This window comes from Gluconacetobacter johannae (assembly GCF_014174305.1).
Classification (GTDB): Bacteria; Pseudomonadota; Alphaproteobacteria; order Acetobacterales; family Acetobacteraceae; genus Gluconacetobacter; species Gluconacetobacter johannae.
The window spans coordinates 1-18354 of record NZ_JABEQH010000010.1 but is presented as its reverse complement, the minus strand read 5'-3'; the positions used below and the strand labels follow the sequence as shown (position 1 = coordinate 18354).

The following is an 18354-nucleotide window of genomic DNA, read 5'->3' as shown; positions in this document are numbered from 1 at the left end:
TATTACCGCGTGCCGGAATATCGTGGGCAGCCGTTCTCGGTGGCGCCGTCGTCGCGACGGCGGTGGCCATCATGCTGACGTCGCTTGGCTCGGGTCTTGGACTTGCGTGGGTTTCACCTGTTTCCGAAAACAACCCATCAGGCATGACCTTTACCGTAGTGACCGCAATCTGGCTGATCGTGGTCCAATGGGTTTCCTCGTTCTTTGGAGGATACCTTGCCGGTCGGCTCCGCCCTGCCGCCTCTGGTGTCCATCGAACCGAAATTACGTTTCGCGACACCGCAGCCGGTTTCGTAGCCTGGGCGGTCGCAGTTGTGCTTTTCGCTGGATTGGTGGGTGCGGGCACCTGGTCAGTGGCCGCAGGCATGGGGAAAGGCGCCGCCGCGGCGGTTGCCGGCGTGGGCACCAGCGCCCTCGGCTCTTCCGCGTCGCCTGCAAGCGGTTACGTGCTTGATACCCTCTTTCGCCCTACCCAACCCGATACATCGTCGTCCGGTCAGGACGTGAAAACTGAAGCCGGACGGATCCTGGCAATCGCCGCCGCCGGCACAATCACGCCGGCGGACCATGACTATCTGGCTCAGGTGGTCGCGACCCGCACCGGCATTTCGGCCGAAGATGCCGGAAAACGCGTCGACCAGGCGGTTGCCGCCGGGCGGGACGCCATGGCAAAAGCCAAGCATATTGCAGATGTCACCCGTAAAGCCGCCTCGTCATTCGCACTCTATACGTTTTTCTCCATGCTTATCGGAGCATTCATATCCTGCGTTGCGGGAGCCGTCGGCGGACGCCATAGGGACGCCTTCTAGGACCGTCAGTCAAAGCCACGTTTTGAGCGCTCTGAGGCAAATGAGCGAGCATGCGATCAGGATGGACATGTCCGCGCAAGGCCAGACCTGAACGCCGTATCCGGCGCCCGCGATCACGCGCGGCCGGCGGCCCATTCCGAAAGGACCCGACGGATGTCCGAATTTCCATCCGCAAATGTGGTGGTGACCGGTGCATCCAGCGGCATTGGCCAGGCGGTGGCGGAAACCCTGGCCCGTCCGGGTGCGGTGCTGGTGCTGGCTGCCCGCAATGCCGACGCCCTGAATGCCGTCGCGGCGCGGTGCCGCGAGGCGGGGGCCCGGGTGGTGGTGATCCCGACCGATGTGACGGATGCCGCCGCCGTGCGGAAACTGGCGGAGCAGGCCCGTATATTTGCCGGCACGATCGACATGTGGGTCAGCAATGCCGGCGTCGGCGCCGTCGGCCGATTTCACGAGGTCCCCGTCAGGGCGCATGAACAGGTCGTCCGGACAAACCTGCTTGGTCACATGAACGACGCCCATGCGGTTCTGCCGATCTTCCTCGACCAGGGTTTCGGCACCTTCGTGAATGTCATCTCGGTTGGCGGGTTCTGCGCCGCCCCCTATGCCGCCGCCTACAGCGCCAGCAAATTCGGCCTGCGGGGATTTTCCGAGGCCCTGCGCGGGGAACTGTCCGGATATCCCCATATTCACATCTGCGATGTCTATCCCAGCTTCGTGGACACGCCCGGCATTTCCCATGGCGCGAATTATACCGGCCACCGCCTCTCGGCGCCGCCGCCCCTGCTGGATGCGCGGCGCGTTGCCGCCGCGATCGTGAACCTTCTGGCGCACCCGAAGGACACCGTCATGATCGGGGCCGGAGCCTGGGGCGGGCGGCTCGCCCATATGCTGGCCCCGGCCACGACGGCACGAATCATGAACCGCCTGTTGACGCGATATCTCGCAAGCGCCGATACGGCGGCGGCGACGGACGGCAATCTGTTCGCACCTTATGGCGATGAGGGACATATCGACGGTGGTCTCCGGTCATGGCCGCGGAGCAGGGGCAACAGGCGAATACTGGCCATTGTGATCCTTCTGACGGTGTTGGGACTGGCTGTCTTCCGTCGTCGGGCGACCCGCCCCGAAGACTGAAACTCCGCCGAGGAGCCACTGCAGGAGGAACCCGCATCGTCCGGCCGCGTAGACAGCACTGCCTCGCCGCGAGATGTCCGTCGAGGGTCACCGGCATGCGTGGCATCGGCCGCCTTTCAGGCCCGACGTGAAATCACGCCGCCAGACGCATCTTCACGACGATGGAGAGGCCGAATGACAGGAAACAGCGACGGGAGCTTCGCCGGGCAGCAACAGGAGCCGCCGGGCCAGACCGACGCCATGCTGCCCCGGCCCGATCATGGCGAAACCACCTACAAAGGTTCGGGACGCCTGTCGGGAAAGAGGGCCCTCATCACGGGGGCGGATTCCGGGATTGGCCGCGCAGTGGCGATCGCCTTCGCCCGCGAGGGCGCCGACATCGCCATTGCCTATTATAATGAGCACGAGGACGCCCGCGAGACCGCCTCCTGGGTGGAGAAAGCCGGTCGCAATGCCATACTGCTGCCGGGCGACGTGGCGGAGAGGCAGCATTGTCTCATGCTCATCGAGCGGACGGTCGAAGCCTTCGGGGGCATCGACGTTCTCGTCAACAATGCCGCACATCAGAAAAGCATCGAAAAGCTGGCCGACATCGACGAGGCCGAGTGGGACACGACATTCCGCACCAATATCTACAGCATGTTCTTCCTCTGCCAGGCGGCGGCGGCGCACATGAAGCCGGGGGCCGCGATCGTCAACACCACGTCGATCAATGCGACGTCGCCCTCTCCGCACCTGCTGGCCTACGCTGCGACCAAGGGTGCCATCGCGAACTTCACGGCCGGTCTGGGGCAGCTTCTCGCGCCTCAGGGCATACGGGTCAATGCGGTGGCGCCAGGGCCGATCTGGACGCCGCTGATCCCCTCGACAATGCCGCCCGAGGCCGTGCGGACATTCGGGCAGAACACCCCGATCGGCCGCGCCGGGCAGCCGGCCGAAGTCGCGCCGGCCTATGTCCTGCTGGCCTCCGACGAGGGAAGCTACATGACCTCCGCCATCATCCCCGTCACCGGAGGACGGCCGATGTTGTAACCGTTGGATGCTTCGTCCGGGCGGCCGCCCCGCCGCCCCCGGGGCAAGGAGACGATCCATGAAGGCACTGGTATGGCACGGCAAGAGCGATATCCGCTGCGAAAGCGTCCGGGATCCGATTCTGGAGGATGGCCGGGATGCGATCATACGGGTGACCGCTTGTGCAATCTGCGGTTCGGATCTTCATATTTTCGATGGAATGATACCGGAAATGCACCGTGGCGACGTCCTCGGCCATGAAACCATGGGCGAAGTGGTGGAGGTGGGCAAGGGCGTCGGGAACCTGAGGGTCGGCGACCGCGTGGTGGTGCCGTTCACCATCGCGTGTGGGGAATGTTTCTTTTGCAGGAACGGCTTTTACTCGGGCTGCGAGCGGACCAACCCGGATCATGCCAGGGCGGAGAAGCTGTGGGGCCATTCGCCGGCCGGCCTGTTCGGCTACTCCCACCTTCTTGGCGGCTATGCGGGCGGGCAGGCGGAATATCTGCGTGTTCCCTACGCCGATGTCGGACCGATCAAGGTTCCGGACCAGTTGACGGACGAACAGGCGCTGTTTCTGTCGGACATCTTTCCGACCGGCTACATGGCGGCGGAATTCTGCGCTATCCAGCCCGGACAGACGATCGCGATCTGGGGCTGCGGCCCGGTGGGACAGATGGCGATCCGCAGCGCTTTTCTACTGGGCGCCGAACGCGTCCTTGCCATCGATACCGTCCCCGAACGGCTCGCCCTGGCGCGGGAGGGCGGTGCGGAGACGGTCGATTTCAGGAGCGAGGACGTCTACGACCGCATCCAGGCCCTGACCGGCGGCCGTGGCGCCGACGCCTGCATCGACGCCGTGGGCACCGAGGCCGATACCTGGAGTGGCATCGACGCGGTCGTGGACCGCATCAAGACGGCGACATTCCTGGGAACCGACCGTCCCCATGTGCTGCGGCAGGCCATCATGTGCTGCAGGAATTTCGGCACCGTTTCCATCGTCGGGGTCTATGGCGGCCTTCTGGACAAGATTCCCATGGGGTCGGCCATCAACCGGGGCCTCACGTTCCGCATGGCCCAGACACCCGTACAGCACTACCTGCCGAGGCTGATGGACAGGATCGTCAAGGGCGATATCGATCCGTCCTTCGTCATCACGCACCGGGCCACGCTGGAAGAGGGGCCCGAGCTCTACAAGACGTTCCGTGACAAGCGCGACGGATGCATCAAGGTCGTCATGAAGCCTTGAGGCGCAACTGTAGTGCTGAACCAGCCTCGTAAACGACTGGACGGGGTTCAAGGGGCGATGCCCCCGTCGTCAGTCCGTGCCGACGAAGGACGCGGCCGGATAGCCCTGGGCGAACAGCAGGGTGCGTAGCGTGGTGTGATCGACGCGGTTGGCCACCGCCGCGCGGACGATCGGCTTGCCGTGGAAGGCGATGCCCAGCCCGGCGTCGCGCAGCATGGCCAGGTCGTTGGCGCCGTCGCCGACGGCCAGGGTCGCGGCGGGTTTCAGCCGGCCGGCCTCGGCCAGGCGATGCAGGTGGGCGCGCTTGGCGTCGGGGCCCAGGATGGGGGCGCCGACCTCGCCGGTCAGGGTGCCGTCGCGGCTTTCCAGCACGTTGGCGTGATGTTCGCTGAACCCGCACAGCGCCGCAACGCGGCCGGTGAAGAAGGTGAAGCCGCCCGACACCAGCGCGGTGCGCGCATTGCGCGCGCGCATCGTCGCCACCAGTTCGCGCGCGCCCTCGTTCAGCCGCACATCCTTCCATGCGGTTTCCAGCAGGGACGCGGGCAGGCCCTTCAGCAGGCCGACCCGTTCGCGCAGGGCGGATTCGAAGTCGATCTCGCCGTTCATCGACCGCCGCGTGATCTCGGCGATGCGTTCGCCGATGCCGGCATGGGCGGCCAGGTCGTCCAGGGTCTCGTTCGCGACGATGGTGCTGTCCATATCCGCGATCAGAAGCCCTTTGCGTCGTCCGCGCGAACGCGTCAGAAGGGTGTCGACATGGCGGGGGCCGAAGACCGCGCGGATGGTGTCCAGCGTCGGCATGCCCGGCTCGGTGGCGGGGCAGGGGATGTCCACGGCCTCGCCCGGCGACAGGATGACCGGTGCTGCGCCCCGCACCATGTCGCGCGCGGCGCGGACTAGGGCGTCGGTCAGGGTTGTGGCGTCGCGGCGGGCGACGAGCGTAAGGGTATGGGACAGCGACATGACGCAAGGCGTGTGGCAGGGATGACGGCATGACGCAAGCGGCGGATGGGCCGGCGCGGCCGGTGGTGGTGATCGCGGGGCCGACCTGTTCGGGGAAATCGGCGCTGGCCCTGGCGGTGGCGCGCGCGGCGGACGGGGTGATCGTCAATGCGGATTCCATGCAGGTCTATCGCGACCTGCGGATCCTGACCGCCCGCCCCTCGCCGGCGGACGAGGACGCGGCGCCGCACCGCCTCTACGGCGTGCTGCCGGCCGGGGAAACCGGCAGCGTCGCCTGGTGGCGCCAGCGCGCGATCGCGGAAATCGAGGCCGCGTGGGCCCAATCCCGGCTGCCGGTGCTGTGCGGCGGCACCGGCATGTATCTGCGCGCCCTGACCGACGGCCTGACGGACATCCCTGACCCCGGCGCCCATGCGCGGGCGCAGGCCCGGGCGCTGGTCGCGGCCGAAGGCCCCGCCGCCCTGCATGCCCGCCTGGTGCAGGCGGACCCCGAAAGCGCCGCCGCCCTGCACCCCGCCGACACCCAGCGGATCGCCCGCGCGTGGGAGGTCTGGTCGGGCACCGGCCGGGGCATCGCCCAGTGGCGACGCGAGGCGACGCTGCCGCCGCTGGCCTGCCGGTTCGTCGCCGTGCGCCTGGACCCGCCGCGCGAGATGCTGCGCGCGGCGATCGCGGCCCGTTTCGCGGCGATGGTGCGGGCCGGCGCGCTGGACGAGGTCCGCGCCCTGCTGGCCCGGGACCTGTCGCCCGCCCTGCCGGCGATGCGGGCGCACGGCGTGCCCGAACTGGCCGCCCACCTGCGGGGCGAGATCGCGCTGGACGAGGCCGAACGCCGCGCCGTGCTGGCCACCGGGCGCTACACCCGGCGGCAATCGACCTGGTTCGGCCATCATGCCCTGGCCGCGCCCGAGGACAGCCGGGTGGTCGGGGCGAGGATTTCCGCCGATACGCAACAAATGGAAAGAAATGACGGCGATATCGTTTCTTTTATTCTAAACCGGATTGACGTGGGCCGGAGCATTCCCTAAACCCAGCCGACATTCCGTCCGGACGGCCCACGTTGGGGGCTTTCCGAAACACGCCGGACGGAGGAGCCAGGGATATGAACGCGACACCGAACCTGAACGATCTGAAGCCGAACACGCGCGCCGGGGCGGGGGACGTCGTCCTCTCCGGGGCCGAGGTCCTGCTCCGCGTTCTCGTCGATCAGGGTGTCGAAGTCATCTTCGGCTATCCCGGCGGGGCGGTGCTGCCGATCTATGATGCGCTGTTCCGGCAGAACGCGATCCGCCACGTGCTGGTCCGGCACGAACAGGCGGCCGTGCACGCGGCCGAGGCGTACGCGCGTTCGACCGGCAAGGTCGGCGTGGTGCTGGTCACCAGCGGCCCCGGCGCCACCAATGCGGTGACCGGCCTGGTCGACGCGCTGATGGATTCCATTCCGGTCGTCTGCTTCTCGGGCCAGGTCGGCGTGCCGCTGATCGGCACCGATGCGTTCCAGGAGGCCGACACCACGGGCATCACCCGCCCGGCGACCAAGCATAACTATCTGGTGCGCCGCGCGGGCGACCTGGCCCGCGTGGCGCACGAGGCCTTCCATATCGCGCGCAGCGGCCGCCCCGGCCCGGTGCTGGTGGACCTGCCGAAGAACCTGACCGTGGGTCCCGCGCCCTACCAGCCGGCGCCCCGCACGCCGCATCCGTCCTATCGTCCGCGCACCGAGCCGGACCGCGAGGCGGTGGCGCGCGCGGTCGCCGCGATGAAGGGGGCGAAGCGCCCGCTGTTCTATACCGGCGGCGGCATCATCAATTCCGGCCCCCAGGCCAGCGAGGCGCTGGGCCGGCTGGTGCGGATGACGGGCTTTCCCTGCACCTCGACCCTGATGGGGCTGGGGGCGTTTCCCACCACCGACCGGCAGTTCCTGGGCATGCTGGGCATGCATGGCACCTATGAGGCCAACCTGGCCACCCATGGGTGCGACGTGCTGGTGGCGCTGGGCGCGCGCTTCGACGACCGCGTCACCGGGCGGCTGGATGCGTTCTCGCCCGGCTCGTTCAAGATCCACGCCGATATCGACCCGTCGCAGATCGACAAGATCGTGCGGGTGGACGTGCCGATCCTGGGCGACGCCGGCCGGACCATCGAGATGATGATCGAGGAATGGGCCCGCCAGTCCGCCGCCCCCGATAATGTGGCATTGGCGCAGTGGTGGCAGCAGATCGACGCCTGGCGCGGCATCCGCAGCCTGCATTTCGAGCAGGACATGACGCCCTCGGCGATCATCCGGCCGCAGCACGCGGTGCGCCGCCTGTACGAACTGGCCATGGAAACCGGCCGCGACACCTATGTCTCGACCGAGGTCGGCCAGCATCAGATGTGGGCGGCCCAGCATTTCCAGTTCGACCGGCCCAACCGCTGGCTGACCTCGGGCGGGCTGGGCACGATGGGCTATGGCCTGCCGGCGGCGGTCGGCGCGCAGATCGCCCATCCCGACGCGCTGGTCATCGACATCGCGGGCGAGGCCTCGACCCTGATGAACATCCAGGAACTGGGGACGATCGCGCAGTACCGCCTGCCGGTGAAGCTGTTCATCCTCAACAACCAGTATATGGGCATGGTCCGGCAGTGGCAGGAACTGCTGCATGGGTCGCGCTATTCCGAAAGCTACAGCGCCGCCCTGCCGGATTTCGTCCGCCTGGCCGAAAGCTTCCACGCCCGTGGCATGCGCGCGACCTGCGTGGGCGAACTGGACGACGTGATCCGCGCGATGCTGGCCGAACCCGGCGCGGTGGTCGCCGACATCAGCGTGGCGCAGGACGAGAACTGCTACCCGATGATCCCGTCCGGGGCCGCCCACAACCAGATGCTGCTGGGGCCGGAACAGGATGGCGAGGTCACGGTCAGTGCCGAGGGGCGCATGCTGGTCTGACCGACGCGCCCCCGGCTTTCGGCCGGAGCTTCATTTTTTCCAGTCGGCGGCAGGGGCAACGAGGCCCCGCGCCGATACCCATGCAGGAAACGGACATATCATGACCACGCAGGAGGAGACGACGGTCTCCGCGGTCATTTCCATTCTGGTCGAGAACGAGAGCGGCGTGCTGGCCCGCGTGATCGGCCTGTTTTCGGGGCGCGGCTACAATATCGAAAGCCTGACGGTGGCCCCGGTCGAGGAATCGCGCCACCAGTCGCGCATCAATGTCGTGACGTCCGGCACGCCGCAGGTGATCGAGCAGATCAAGGCCCAGGTCGGGCGGCTGGTGCCGGTCTATCGCGTGTCGGACCTGACGGCGCTGGGCCCGCATGTCGCGCGTGAAATGGCGCTGGTGAAGGTGGTCTCCTCCGGCGAGGCCCGGACCGAGGCCCTGCGTATCGCCGAGGCCTTCCGCGCCCGCGCCGTCGACACGACGGCCACATCCTTCGTTTTCGAGCTGACCGGCGCGACCGACAAGCTCGATTCGTTCATCGACCTGATGCGTCCGCTCGGCCTGGCCGAGGTGTCCCGCACCGGGGTCGCCGCCATCGTCCGGGGTCCCCGGACGATCTGACGCCCCCGGCCGGTCCCGACGCGACGGGTCTTTTCGTTTTCCATCGTTTCAACAGGAGTGTTTTCCATGCGCGTGTATTACGATCGCGACGCCGACGTGAACCTTATCAAGTCCAAGAAGGTCGCGATCATCGGCTACGGCAGCCAGGGCCATGCCCACGCCAACAACCTGAAGGACAGCGGCGTCACCGACATGGTGATCGGCCTGCGTCCGGGCTCATCCGCGGTGGCCAAGGCCGAGGCCGCGGGCTTCAAGGTGATGGGTCCGTCCGAGGCCGCCGCCTGGGCCGACGTCGTCATGGTCCTGACGCCGGACGAGGGCCAGGGCGCGCTGTATGCCGAGCATCTGGAAAAGAACCTGAAGCAGGGCGCGGCGCTGGCCTTCGCGCATGGCCTGTCGATCCATTTCCGCATCATCGAGGCCCGTCCCGACCTGGACGTGTTCCTGATCGCGCCCAAGGGCCCGGGCCACACCGTGCGTTCCGAATATCAGCGCGGCGGCGGCGTGCCCTCGCTGGTCGCCGTGGCGCAGAACGCGTCGGGCAACGCGCTGGAAATCGCCCTGTCCTATGCCTCGGCCAATGGCGGCGGCCGGGCCGGCATCATCGAGACGACCTTCAAGGAAGAGGTCGAGACCGACCTGTTCGGCGAGCAGGCGGTGCTGTGCGGCGGCCTGGTCGAGCTGATCCGCGCCGGCTTCGAAACGCTGGTCGAGGCCGGCTACGCGCCCGAGATGGCCTATTTCGAGTGCCTGCACGAAACCAAGCTGATCGTCGACCTGATCTATGAGGGCGGCATCGCGAACATGAACTACTCCATCTCGAACACCGCCGAATATGGCGAATACGCCACCGGCCCGCGCATCGTGACGCCGGAGACGAAGGCCGAGATGAAGCGCGTCCTGACCGACATCCAGGACGGCACGTTCGTGCGTAACTTCATCCTGGAAAACCAGTCCGGCAATGTCGGCTTCAAGGCGATCCGCGCCCGCAACAACGCCCACCAGATCGAACAGGTCGGCGAGAAGCTGCGCGCCATGATGCCGTGGATCGGCAAGAACAAGCTGGTCGACAAGACCCGCAACTGATCCTGGCAGGTGAAGGTTCAAGGGGCTTTGCCCCTTGGACCCCATCAAAGGCTTGCCTTTGAAATCCAGTCGTCAGGGGCCTGCGGCCCCGAACGTCGGGCAGGACGGTTTCAGATCCGCCCGTAGCCGTACGTGGTCGGCGGCAGGGGGCCAAGCCGGTAGGGCATGGCCCCCTGCGGCGACGGGTCGTAGGTGTAGGGCACCAGCGTCCGGTCCGGCAGCATGTCGTAGGTATCGAACTGCGTGCCGGGCAGGCCCGTCAGATGCAGGCGCGTCCAGGCCCGCCCGTCGGCGACCCCGGTTTCCAGTGTCCAGCGATCGCTGTAGTAGGCGCTCGACGCGCCTTGCAGCAGCGCGGCCGGATTGATCGGCGTTATCCGCATCCGGTAGGTTCCCGCGCGCGCGTCCGGCGTGCCCTCCAGGACAAGCCGCACATTGCGTTCGTACCCCAGGGCGCCGTCCGGCTGATAGCCCGACCATTGGCCGTAGATGGGGCCGGTCGGCGCGAAGCATCCCCCCAGGCCCGCGGCCAGGGCGACGACCCCGATATGTCGCGCATGCCTGACGACGTGACGGCGCATGGCGGGCCCTTTCCCTGGGTAACGCGACACGGATGCGGCCTCACCGGCTCGTGCGTCATCCCGCCGCATCGTGCATGCTATGTGGCGGCACGCTTATCGTGGCAACAGACAGGACGCAGGATAGATGGTCGATTATGTCATTCCCCCGCCGCCGCAGGCTAGCCTGGCGGTCGTGGGCAGCGATGCGCGCTTTCCGGTGCGCCGCATCTGGTGCGTGGGCCAGAATTATGCCGAACACACGCGCGAGATGGGGCAGGAACCCGGCCGCGCGCCGCCCTTCTTCTTCGCCAAACCCGCCGACGCAGTGGTGCCGGGCGGCGGGGCGCTGCCCTTTCCGGTGAAGACGTCCAATCTGCATCACGAGGTCGAACTGGTCGTGGCGATCGGCCGGGGCGGGCGGGACATCCCGGCGGCCGACGCCCTGTCGCATGTCTATGGCTACGCGCTGGGCCTCGATATGACGCGGCGCGATCTGCAGGCCGAGGCCAAGAAGGCCGGCCGGCCCTGGGCGCTGGCCAAGGGGTTCGACCAATCCTGCCCGATCGGCCCCGTCGTGCCGGCGGACCAGTTCGGCGCCCCGGACGCCGGCCGGATCGCCCTCGCCGTGAACGGCACGGTCCGGCAGCAGGGCGATCTGGCGGACATGATCTGGCCGGTGGCCGAAATCGTCTCGCAGCTCAGCGCCTTCGTGGCGCTGGCCCCGGGCGACCTCATCATGACCGGCACGCCTGCGGGCGTGGGCGCGGTGCAGCCCGGCGACGTGCTGCATGCGACCTGCGACGGCATCGGCGAACTGGACGTGACCTACGGGGCGTGATCGGGCGCCAAGGCGAGGGCCTGGCCTCTTGGAAACCCAGGCCTTTACAAACGAATGGGATGCAAGGGCCGAGGCCCTTGCCGGGTTCGGGCGGAGCCCGACCTTCCTTTACTATGATGGCGCCCGGTCAATCCCGCCCGGCTGAAGCAATTCGCCCATGAACAGGGCGATCTTGTGCGACTGGGCGGTGCTGACGGTGTGGATGGCGTAGAAGGTGACCGGGTCGGGTTCCCAGGCCTCCATCACCGTCTCCAGCCGGCCGGCGCGCAGATGGTCCTCGACTTCCCACAGCGATTTCTGGGTCAGGCCCAGCCCGTCCAGCGCCCAGTGGACGGGCAATTCCGAATGGCTGGACGCCAGCACGCCGTCGACCCGCAGGATGCGGACGTCCTTTCCCCGGCCGAACCGCCATTCCCCCCGGCACTGTCCCGTCATGTTGGCAACCAGGCAGGCATGGCGGGCCAGGTCGCCCGGCGTGTCGGGCCGCCCGTGCCGCACCAGATAGTCGGGGCTGGCCACCAGCACCCGCCGGCTTTCCATCAGCCGCCGCCCGGTCAGCGTGGTGTCGACCACCGGGGCCGCGCGGATGGCGATGTCGTACCCCTCGCCCACGATGTCGGTCATCCGGTCCTCCAGCGCCAGATGGACGCGGATGTCGGGATGGCGCCGGACGAACCCGGCGACGAACGGCGCCAGGCGGATGCGGCCGAACGGCACGGGGGCGGTGACGCGCAGCATGCCGCCGGGGGCGCTGACGGTGGCGCGGACCCGGGCTTCCATCTCCGCCGTGGCCGCCATGATGGCGGCGGCCTCGTCCAGATAGATCCGCCCCGCCTCGGTCAGGGTCTGGCGGCGGGTGGTGCGGACCAGCAGGCGGGCGCCCAGCCGGCGTTCCAGCCGCGACAGCCGTTCGCTGACGACCGAGGGCGCCAGCCCCAGGTGACGGGCCGCCGCCGACAGGCCGCCCTGGCGGACGATCTCGACGAAAATCTCCATTTCGTCCGAGTCGCGCATTGATCCTTCGCCTTTTCCGGAAACTGTTTCCCGATTTCGACGGTTATCATTCCCCGGCGGCGGCGCCCATAGTCCCCACGGATATTCGATCATATTCGACCGGGAGGATCCATCATGCAGTATCGCCAGCTCGGCCGCTCCGGCCTGCGCGTTTCCGTCTTCACCCTCGGGACGATGACGTTCGGCGGCAAGGGCGCCTTCGCCAAGACCGGCAGCACCGACCTGACAGGCGCGAAGCGACAGATCGACATGTGCATCAGCGCCGGCATCAACATGTTCGACACCGCCGACGTCTATTCCTCGGGCGTGTCCGAGGAGATCCTGGGCGAGGCGCTGAAGAGTCGCTCGCAGGAAATCCTGGTCGGCACCAAGGCCCGCTTCCGCATGGGGGCGGGGCAGAACGACGCCGGGTCCTCGCGCTATCATATCGTCAGTGCGTGCGAGGCCAGCCTGCGCCGCCTGGGGCGCGACCATATCGACCTGTATTACCTGCATGAATGGGACGGCCAGACCCCGCTGGACGAAACGCTGGAGGCCCTGGACACCCTGACCCGCGCGGGCAAGATCCGCTATGCCGGCGTGTCCAATTTCTCGGGCTGGCACATCATGAAGGCGCTGGGCACGGCGGAGCGCAATCGCCTGATCGCTCCGGTATCGCAGCAGATCTATTATTCGCTGCAGGCGCGCGAGGCCGAGTACGAATTGCTGCCGCTGGCGCTGGACCAGGGCCTGGGCGTCCAGGTCTGGAGCCCGATGGCCGGCGGCCTGCTGTCGGGCAAGCACCGGCGCGGCAAGCCCGAGCCCGAAGGCACGCGCCAGTTGGCCCAGTGGAACGAACCGCCGGTCCACGACATCGAAAAGCTGTACGACGTGGTCGAGGTCCTGGTGGCGATCGGCGCGGAACGCGGGGTGTCGGCGGCCCAGGTGGCGCTGGCCTGGGTGGCGCATCGCCCGGCCATCACCTCGGTGGTGATCGGCGCCCGTACCGACGCCCAGCTTGCCGACAACCTGAAGGCCGCCGAACTGGCGCTGTCGACCGAGGAGATGGCCCGGCTGGACGCGGCCAGCGCGCCGCCGCTGCTCTATCCGTACTGGCACCAGGCCAGCACGGCGTCGGACCGGCTGTCGGCGGCGGACCTGCTGCTGCTCGGCCCTTCGATCAAGACGGCATAGCGGCGGTGACCCGTTCCACCCTCATGGCGATGGGCATGGCCTGCGCCGCCCTCGTCGCCTCCGCCCTGATCGCCGCGTCCTCCGCCCGGGCGGCCGGCTCGCCGGTCGTCACGACCCAGAAACTGTCATGGGAACTGGCCGAACGCCTGGCCGCGACGGCGGTGCGGATCTGCGCCGAGCGCGGCTGGTCGGTGACGGCGGCGGTGGTCGACCCGTCGGGGCATGAACAGGTCATCATCAAGGGCGATACCGTGCCGCTGCAATCGCTGTCGGTGTCCTATCGCAAGGCCTATACGGCCTATGCCTACGGCATGGTCTTCGACAAGGACACGACCAGCGCCCTGATCGCGGCCAAGGTGACCGGTCCGGAAAACGGGGCATTGAACACCATCCCGCAGGTTCTGTTCGTGCCCGGCGGCGCGCTGATCCGGCGCGCCGACCGGAGCATCCTGGGGGGCCTCGGCGTGTCCGGCGCCCCCGGCGGCGACAAGGATGAGGCCTGCGCCGTCGATGCCTTGAAGGAGGTCTCGCCGCAGTTCCGCTAGCGCGCCGGCCGACCCGCGCCCCTGGCGTTGATCTGCGTCATGGTGCACGGGGGCTGTACCTCCTTTGCTGAGGGCCGGAATATGTTCGGATGGAGGAACGGGTGGCGGGAACAATGAAGGCGGCCGTCGTGCGGGCGTTCGGCGCACCACTGACGATCGAGGAACTGGCCATTCCGGACATCCGGCCCGACCAGATCCTGGTGAAGATGGACGCCTGCGGCGTCTGCCACACCGACCTGCATGCCGCGCGCGGCGACTGGCCCGTCAAGCCCACGCCGCCCTTCATTCCGGGGCATGAAGGGGTGGGCCATGTGGTGGCCGTGGGCAGCGCGGTGAAATGGGTGCGCGAGGGCGACGTGGTCGGCGTGCCCTGGCTGTATTCCGCCTGCGGGCATTGCGAACATTGCCTGGGCGGGTGGGAAACGCTGTGCAAGACGCAGGACGACACCGGCTATACTGTCAATGGCTGCTTCGCCGAGTTCGTGGTGGCCGACCCGAATTACGTGGCGCATCTGCCCAAGGGGGTCGATCCGGTCCAGGTCGCGCCGGTGCTGTGCGCGGGGCTGACGGTCTACAAGGGCCTGAAGATGACCGATACCCGCCCCGGCCAGTGGGTGGCGGTCTCGGGCGTCGGCGGGCTGGGGCAGATGGCGGTGCAATATGGCGTGGCCATGGGCCTGAACGTGATCGCCGTCGATATCGACGACGACAAGCTGGCCACGGCCCGGTCGCTGGGTGCGGCGCTGACGGTCAACGCGGCCCAGGCCGATCCCGCCACCTTCATCCAGGACCATGTGGGCGGCGCGCATGGCACGCTGGTGACGGCGGTGTCGCGCAGCGCCTTCGCCCAGGCCATGGGCTATGCCCGCCGGGGCGGGACGATCGTGCTGAACGGCCTGCCGCCGGGGGAATTCCCGATCTCGATCTTCGACATGGTGATGGCGGGCACCACGGTGCGGGGGTCCATCGTCGGCACTCGCCTGGACATGATCGAAGCCCTGTCCTTCTTCGCCGACGGCAAGGTCCGCACCGTGGTGGCGCCGGAACGGCTGGAGAACATCAATCGCATCTTCGACGACCTGGAACACGGCACGGTGCAGGGCCGCATGGTGATCGACTTCCGGAACTGAAGCGGGGCGAAAGGGGAAGGCAAGGGCCTCGGCCCTTGCCGGGTTCGGGCGAAGCCCGACCTTCCCGTCCCACGGGGGGCCGCCATCCCGCCCGCCCATGGCGGTCCTCTTGTCATAACGCCTGGGGCACCCCATCTCGGATTTGATCCGGTGACGCCGCTGCCTCGAGAAGGGGCGATGTCGCCGGTTGTCAGGTCGCCTGAGTGAAAGGGACATGGGATCATGAATATCGAAAAATTCACCGAACGGTCGCGCGGCTTCCTCCAGGCCGCGCAGACCATCGCGGTGCGGGAGTACAATCAGCAGCTGACGCCGGAGCATCTGCTCAAGGCCCTGCTGGATGACGAGGAAGGGGCCGCGTCGGCGCTGATCCGCGCGGCGGGCGGCCAGACGCCGGCGATCGTGTCGGCGGTCGAGGCCGCGCTGGCGAAACTGCCCCGCGTGCAGGGTGGTGGCGCCGGGCAGCCGCAGGCCACGCCGGACCTGGTCCGGCTGCTGGATGCGGCGCAGCAATCGGCCCAGAAGGCCGGCGACGAATATGTGGCGCAGGACCGGCTGCTGGTCGCCATCGCGGCGTCCGAGACGCCGGCGGGCCGCGCCCTGCGCGACGGCGGCGCCACCCCGCAGGCGCTGGACAAGGCGGTGGCCGCCATCCGCAAGGGCCGCACCGTGACCAGCGAGAACGCCGAGGCCAGCTTCGACGCGCTGAAGAAATACGCCCGCGACGTGACCGAGGTCGCGCAGCAGGGCAAGCTCGACCCCGTCATCGGCCGGGACGAGGAAATCCGGCGCGCGATCCAGGTCCTGGCGCGGCGCAGCAAGAACAACCCCGTGCTGATCGGCGAACCCGGAGTGGGCAAGACCGCCATCGTCGAGGGGCTGGCGCTGCGGATCGTCAATGGCGACGTGCCCGAGGCGCTGAAGAACAAGAAGCTGCTGTCGCTCGATCTCGGCGCGCTGGTCGCCGGGGCGAAGTTCCGGGGCGAGTTCGAGGAACGGCTGAAAGCCGTCCTGAAGGAAATCGAAAGCGCCGAGGGGCAGGTCATCCTGTTCATCGACGAGATGCACACGCTGGTCGGCGCCGGCCGGTCCGATGGCGCGATGGATGCGTCCAACCTCATCAAGCCGGAGCTGGCCCGCGGCACGCTGCACTGCATCGGCGCGACGACGCTGGACGAATATCGCAAGTATATCGAGAAGGACGCCGCCCTGGCCCGCCGGTTCCAGCCGGTCTATGTCGGCGAACCGTCGGTGGCCGACACGATCTCGATCCTGCGCGGCATCAAGGAGAAGTACGAACTCCATCACGGCGTGCGGATCACCGATAATGCGCTGGTGGCGGCGGCGACGCTGTCCAACCGCTACATCACCGACCGCTTCCTGCCCGACAAGGCGATCGACCTGATGGACGAGGCCGCCAGCCGGCTCCGCATGCAGATCGACAGCAAGCCCGAGGAACTGGACGAACTCGACCGCCGCCTGATCCAGCTCAAGATCGAGCGCGAGGCCATCCGCAAGGAAGAGGATTCCGCCAGCCGCGAACGGCTGGTGAAGCTGGAGGCCGAACTGGCGGAGATCGAGGAAAAATCGAACGCCATGTCCGCCGCCTGGCACGCCGAGAAGGACCGGGTGAACGCGGTCCAGAAGCTGAAGGAACAGCTCGATCAGGCGCGTTCGGATGTCGAGGTGGCGCAGCGCCGCGGCGACCTGGGGCGGGCGTCGGAACTGATGTACGGCGTCATCCCCGGCCTGGAAGACCAGATCGCCCGCGCGCAGGAGGAGATCGAGGGGGCGGCCGAAGGGGCCGGCCTGGTCAGCGAGGCCGTGACCGACCAGGGCATCGCCGCGATCGTCTCGCGCTGGACCGGCGTGCCGGTGGACCGGATGCTGGAGGGCGAGCGCGCCAAGCTGCTGCGGATGGAGGACGAACTGCGCCGCAGTGTCGTGGGTCAGGAGCCGGCGCTGACGGCCGTGGCCCACGCCGTGCGCCGCGCCCGGGCGGGTCTGCAGGACCCGAACCGGCCCATCGGGTCGTTCCTGTTCCTCGGCCCGACCGGTGTCGGCAAGACCGAATTGTGCAAGGCCCTGGCCCGCTTCCTGTTCGATGACGAAAAGGCGCTGCTGCGTGTCGACATGAGCGAGTTCATGGAGAAACACGCAGTCTCCCGCCTGATCGGCGCCCCGCCGGGCTATGTCGGGTATGAGGAGGGCGGCGTGCTGACCGAGGCCGTGCGGCGTCGTCCCTACCAGGTGATTCTGTTCGACGAGGTCGAGAAGGCGCACGAGGACGTGTTCAACATCCTGCTGCAGGTGCTGGACGACGGACGCCTGACGGACGGGCAGGGCCGGACGGTCGATTTCCGCAACACCATCATCGTGCTGACCAGCAATCTGGGGTCCGACGTGCTGGCCCACCTGCCGGACAATGAATCGACCGACATGGTGCAGGCCGAGGTGATGAAGGTGGTGCGGGATCATTTCCGGCCGGAATTCCTCAACCGCCTGGACGAGATCATCCTGTTCTCGCGCCTGCAACGCGCCGACATGACCCGCATCGTCGATATCCAGATCGCCCGCCTGCGTAAGCTGCTGGACGACCGGCATATCGAACTGACGCTGGACGAGCCCGCCCACCTGTGGCTGGCCGAGGAAGGCTACGATCCGGTCTATGGCGCGCGTCCGCTCAAGCGGGTGATCCAGCGCGCCTTGCAGAACCCGCTGGCGGGCCTGCTGCTGGAAGGCACCATCCATGATGGGGAAACGGTGCGGGTGTCTGCCAACGAAGGCGGCCTGACCATCAACGGCAAGCCGATCGGGGCGGCCTGACGGCGACCGGGGAAGGCGGATTCCGCCTTCCCCGGTCATTTGCCGGTCGCTGACGAAAAAAATTCATCATTCTTTCGGCCCGCCTGCGGGGATAGGGGGCGGGAATGGCGGTTTTCCGGCGGAAACGGCGATTTTTGGCAGGCGAGACAGTGTGTTGACATCCCCCGCCAGTCCCCGTAAAAGCCGCTTCACCGAACGGCACTGCCCCTTCGGTCCTGGTCTTTGACAATAGAATATGTGATTTGGAAGGGATATGTTGGCGGCGTTCTGACGACCTGGAGAGATTTGGGTTGTTTTGGAGGATTGGGCATCTGGTTTGTTCTGGGTGTTTTGGTTTCTCTTGGGATGCTGTTTTTCGTATGTCTTTTGGATATGCGTTTTTAAGTGTTTCGAGTTTGATTGCTTGGGCCTTTGGTTTGAGTGGTTGGATGTGAGAGAGACTGGATTGACTTGGATCTGTTCGTT

At 67.4% G+C, this 18354-nt stretch carries 17 protein-coding genes; 13 read left to right on the top strand and 4 right to left on the bottom strand.

What is annotated here, in order from left to right; genetic code table 11:
* Positions 1-71 precede the first annotated feature (71 nt).
* The 4 genes from HLH21_RS08610 to HLH21_RS08595 all read left to right on the top strand — a co-directional run bounded on the left by HLH21_RS08610 (position 72) and on the right by HLH21_RS08595 (position 4206).
* On the top strand, positions 72-809 hold the full coding sequence (locus tag HLH21_RS08610; protein WP_220789740.1) for a hypothetical protein: 738 nt from the start codon (positions 72-74) through the stop codon (positions 807-809).
* A gap of 153 nt (positions 810-962) precedes the next feature.
* Positions 963-1946 (top strand): SDR family oxidoreductase, encoded by a 984-nt coding sequence (locus HLH21_RS08605; RefSeq protein WP_182943307.1) that lies wholly within the window; start codon positions 963-965, stop codon positions 1944-1946.
* Positions 1947-2120: 174 nt separating this feature from the next.
* Entirely contained in the window at positions 2121-2978 is an 858-nt protein-coding gene (locus HLH21_RS08600) for a glucose 1-dehydrogenase (RefSeq protein WP_182943305.1), read from the top strand.
* Positions 2979-3036: 58 nt separating this feature from the next.
* Positions 3037-4206, top strand: a complete 1170-nt coding sequence (locus tag HLH21_RS08595; RefSeq protein ID WP_182943303.1) for a zinc-dependent alcohol dehydrogenase — start codon at positions 3037-3039, stop codon at positions 4204-4206.
* 69 nt (positions 4207-4275) lie between these two features.
* On the opposite strand, the gene serB is transcribed toward HLH21_RS08595, so the two are convergent.
* Positions 4276-5172, bottom strand: coding sequence for a phosphoserine phosphatase SerB (gene serB / locus HLH21_RS08590; protein WP_182943302.1), 897 nt, complete (start codon positions 5170-5172; stop codon positions 4276-4278).
* 29 nt (positions 5173-5201) lie between these two features.
* Between serB and miaA the strand changes: the two genes are divergently transcribed.
* From miaA to ilvC, 4 genes are all read left to right on the top strand, one after another.
* Entirely contained in the window at positions 5202-6200 is a 999-nt protein-coding gene (gene miaA / locus HLH21_RS08585) for a tRNA (adenosine(37)-N6)-dimethylallyltransferase MiaA (protein WP_182943301.1), read from the top strand.
* A gap of 74 nt (positions 6201-6274) precedes the next feature.
* Positions 6275-8101 carry a biosynthetic-type acetolactate synthase large subunit gene (ilvB, locus tag HLH21_RS08580; protein WP_182943300.1) on the top strand — a complete coding sequence of 609 codons (1827 nt, stop codon included), beginning with the start codon at positions 6275-6277 and terminating at the stop codon, positions 8099-8101.
* A gap of 100 nt (positions 8102-8201) precedes the next feature.
* Entirely contained in the window at positions 8202-8717 is a 516-nt protein-coding gene (gene ilvN, locus HLH21_RS08575) for an acetolactate synthase small subunit (RefSeq protein WP_182943299.1), read from the top strand.
* Between the two features lie 66 nt (positions 8718-8783).
* On the top strand, positions 8784-9803 hold the full coding sequence (ilvC, locus tag HLH21_RS08570) for a ketol-acid reductoisomerase (protein WP_182943298.1): 1020 nt from the start codon (positions 8784-8786) through the stop codon (positions 9801-9803).
* A 110-nt stretch (positions 9804-9913) separates the two neighbouring features.
* On the opposite strand, the gene HLH21_RS08565 is transcribed toward ilvC, so the two are convergent.
* Positions 9914-10384: a hypothetical protein gene (locus tag HLH21_RS08565; RefSeq protein WP_182943297.1), complete on the bottom strand. Its 471-nt coding sequence runs from the start codon at positions 10382-10384 to the stop codon at positions 9914-9916.
* A 124-nt stretch (positions 10385-10508) separates the two neighbouring features.
* On the opposite strand from HLH21_RS08565, the gene HLH21_RS08560 reads away from it, so the two are divergent.
* Positions 10509-11201, top strand: coding sequence for a fumarylacetoacetate hydrolase family protein (locus HLH21_RS08560; protein WP_182943296.1), 693 nt, complete (start codon positions 10509-10511; stop codon positions 11199-11201).
* A gap of 111 nt (positions 11202-11312) precedes the next feature.
* Here the strand turns inward: HLH21_RS08560 and HLH21_RS08555 are convergent, their stop codons facing one another.
* Positions 11313-12215 carry a LysR family transcriptional regulator gene (locus HLH21_RS08555; protein WP_182943295.1) on the bottom strand — a complete coding sequence of 301 codons (903 nt, stop codon included), beginning with the start codon at positions 12213-12215 and terminating at the stop codon, positions 11313-11315.
* Positions 12216-12329: 114 nt separating this feature from the next.
* On the opposite strand from HLH21_RS08555, the gene HLH21_RS08550 reads away from it, so the two are divergent.
* From HLH21_RS08550 to clpB, 4 genes are all read left to right on the top strand, one after another.
* Entirely contained in the window at positions 12330-13388 is a 1059-nt protein-coding gene (locus tag HLH21_RS08550; protein ID WP_182943293.1) for an aldo/keto reductase, read from the top strand.
* Between the two features lie 29 nt (positions 13389-13417).
* Complete coding sequence (locus tag HLH21_RS08545; protein WP_220789743.1) at positions 13418-13933, top strand: GlcG/HbpS family heme-binding protein; 516 nt, start codon at positions 13418-13420, stop codon at positions 13931-13933.
* A gap of 101 nt (positions 13934-14034) precedes the next feature.
* On the top strand, positions 14035-15063 hold the full coding sequence (gene adhP, locus HLH21_RS08540) for an alcohol dehydrogenase AdhP (protein WP_182943291.1): 1029 nt from the start codon (positions 14035-14037) through the stop codon (positions 15061-15063).
* A gap of 222 nt (positions 15064-15285) precedes the next feature.
* Complete coding sequence (gene clpB, locus HLH21_RS08535; protein WP_182943289.1) at positions 15286-17889, top strand: ATP-dependent chaperone ClpB; 2604 nt, start codon at positions 15286-15288, stop codon at positions 17887-17889.
* Between the two features lie 66 nt (positions 17890-17955).
* Here clpB and HLH21_RS16900 read toward each other — a convergent pair.
* A partial coding sequence (locus HLH21_RS16900; protein ID WP_220789738.1) for a hypothetical protein occupies positions 17956-18354 on the bottom strand: 399 nt, incomplete at its 5' end.

Excerpts from the sequence above, each read along its gene's own strand:
- HLH21_RS08595 (WP_182943303.1), top strand. The coding sequence starts at position 3,037 with ATGAAGGCACTGGTATGGCACGGCAAGAGCGATATCCGCTGCGAAAGC.
- miaA (WP_182943301.1), top strand. The coding sequence starts at position 5,202 with ATGACGCAAGCGGCGGATGGGCCGGCGCGGCCGGTGGTGGTGATCGCG.
- HLH21_RS08565 (WP_182943297.1), bottom strand. The coding sequence starts at position 10,384 with ATGCGCCGTCACGTCGTCAGGCATGCGCGACATATCGGGGTCGTCGCC.
- ilvC (WP_182943298.1), top strand. The coding sequence starts at position 8,784 with ATGCGCGTGTATTACGATCGCGACGCCGACGTGAACCTTATCAAGTCC.
- ilvB (WP_182943300.1), top strand. The coding sequence starts at position 6,275 with ATGAACGCGACACCGAACCTGAACGATCTGAAGCCGAACACGCGCGCC.
- HLH21_RS08560 (WP_182943296.1), top strand. The coding sequence starts at position 10,509 with ATGGTCGATTATGTCATTCCCCCGCCGCCGCAGGCTAGCCTGGCGGTC.
- HLH21_RS08545 (WP_220789743.1), top strand. The coding sequence starts at position 13,418 with ATGGGCATGGCCTGCGCCGCCCTCGTCGCCTCCGCCCTGATCGCCGCG.
- HLH21_RS08550 (WP_182943293.1), top strand. The coding sequence starts at position 12,330 with ATGCAGTATCGCCAGCTCGGCCGCTCCGGCCTGCGCGTTTCCGTCTTC.
- serB (WP_182943302.1), bottom strand. The coding sequence starts at position 5,172 with ATGTCGCTGTCCCATACCCTTACGCTCGTCGCCCGCCGCGACGCCACA.
- HLH21_RS08555 (WP_182943295.1), bottom strand. The coding sequence starts at position 12,215 with ATGCGCGACTCGGACGAAATGGAGATTTTCGTCGAGATCGTCCGCCAG.
- HLH21_RS08600 (WP_182943305.1), top strand. The coding sequence starts at position 2,121 with ATGACAGGAAACAGCGACGGGAGCTTCGCCGGGCAGCAACAGGAGCCG.
- clpB (WP_182943289.1), top strand. The coding sequence starts at position 15,286 with ATGAATATCGAAAAATTCACCGAACGGTCGCGCGGCTTCCTCCAGGCC.
- HLH21_RS08605 (WP_182943307.1), top strand. The coding sequence starts at position 963 with ATGTCCGAATTTCCATCCGCAAATGTGGTGGTGACCGGTGCATCCAGC.
- HLH21_RS08610 (WP_220789740.1), top strand. The coding sequence starts at position 72 with ATGCTGACGTCGCTTGGCTCGGGTCTTGGACTTGCGTGGGTTTCACCT.
- ilvN (WP_182943299.1), top strand. The coding sequence starts at position 8,202 with ATGACCACGCAGGAGGAGACGACGGTCTCCGCGGTCATTTCCATTCTG.